This window comes from Lichenibacterium minor (genome assembly GCF_004137685.1).
GTDB lineage: Bacteria > Pseudomonadota > Alphaproteobacteria > Rhizobiales > Beijerinckiaceae > Lichenihabitans > Lichenihabitans minor.
Map to the genome: position 1 here is coordinate 1 of NZ_QYBB01000138.1, position 1,571 is coordinate 1,571.

Here is a 1,571-nt window from a genome sequence, read left to right on the forward strand (position 1 = left end):
TCCTACAGACTGTGTGGAAAGGGGAGGGTCGTGCTCCCCGTCCCCCAGCCTCATGGTAGGATCCGCCATGGCGCACATTCCTGGCACGGATCGCTCCCAGCTGCTGCTGTTGCCCGAGGTGGTCGACGACTACGTCGGTCCGGACAATGCCGTCCGCTTCATCGAAGCCTTCGTCGATCAGCTCGATCTCAAGATCGCCGGGTTCGCCCGCGTGGGCGCGAAGGCGACGGGCCGCCCGGGCTACGATCCGGCCGATCTGCTCAAGCTCTACATCTACGGCTACCTCAACCGAGTCCGGTCCAGCCGACGCCTTGAAGCCGAGACCCATCGGAACATCGAGGTGATCTGGCTGCTGCGGCACCTCAAACCAGACTTCAAGACGATCGCCGATTTTCGCCGCGACAACCGGACGGCATTCCGGCAGGTCTTCCGCGAGTTCGTGGTGCTGTGCCGCCAACTCGACCTGTTCGGCCGCGAAATGCTGGCGGTCGATGGCACGCGCATCAAGGCGGTCAACAACAAGAACCGCAACTTTACGCGATCATCGCTGGCCACGTTCGTTCAGGAAGCCGATGCGAAGCTGTCGGCCTACATGGCTCGGCTTGATGAAGGTGATGCCGGTGAGGAGCGCCCCGCTGGCGGCCACCCTGGCCGGGGCGACCCCAAGCTCGCCGAGAAGATCGCAGCGATCCGGGGTAAGCGAGACCGCCACAAGGAGATGCTCGCCGAGTTGGAGCGCACTGGGGCGGACCAGATCTCGCTCACCGATCCTGATGCCCGGGCCATGGCGGCCATGACCAAAGTCGGCGTCGGCTACAATATCCAGATCGCCGTCGACGTGAAGCACAAGCTGATCGCCGAGCAGGAGGTGAGCAATCAGGTTCTCGACCTGGGCCTGCTGGCTCCGACGGTGAAGGCCGCGATGGAGGTGCTCGACGTCGAGGTGATCGATGCCGTCGCCGACCGGGGATATTTCAAGATCGAGGACATCGAGGCGTGCGAGGGAGCCGGCATCACCGCCTACGTGCCCAAGCCAATCCGCGGACCCGCGGTGCGCGAAGGCTTTTTCAGCAAGGAGGAGTTTCGCTATGATGTTGAGCGGGACGTCTACGATTGCCCGTCCGGGGCAGTGCTGTCGCCGAAGTACTTTGGAAAGTCGCGCGACAACGTGAAGATCGACTACGCGAACCGAAACGCCTGCAAGGCCTGCGCGCTGAAGCCTCGCTGTACCAAGAGCTTCAGGCGGGTCTCACGGTTGGAGAACGAGGCCGTCCTCGACCGCGTCGCGGCTCGCCTTGCTGCCCGGCCTGAGGTGCTCGACCAGCGGCGCGAGAGCGTCGAGCACCCTTTCGGCTCCATCAAGCAATGGATGGGTCAGGGCGCCTTCCTGATGCGACGGCTGGAGAACGTGCGGGGCGAGTTCAGCCTGACCGCGCTCGCCTACAACGTGAGGCGCGCCATAACCCTCGTCGGCGTGCAGGGCCTGATCGCGGCGGCCAAGGCGTGAGAGGAGGCCGTCGGCCCTTGCAGGCCGATTTCAAGCGTCCAAGAGCCTCGTAAAGCCTCTCAGG

1 protein-coding gene is annotated in these 1,571 nt (G+C 64.2%); it reads left to right on the top strand.

What is annotated here, in order from left to right:
* The first annotated feature begins 67 nt into the window (after window positions 1-67).
* A complete protein-coding gene (locus D3273_RS27690; RefSeq protein WP_129230259.1) occupies window positions 68-1,507 on the top strand; it encodes an IS1182 family transposase in 1,440 nt (479 codons plus the stop codon).
* The last annotated feature ends 64 nt before the right edge of the window (window positions 1,508-1,571 follow it).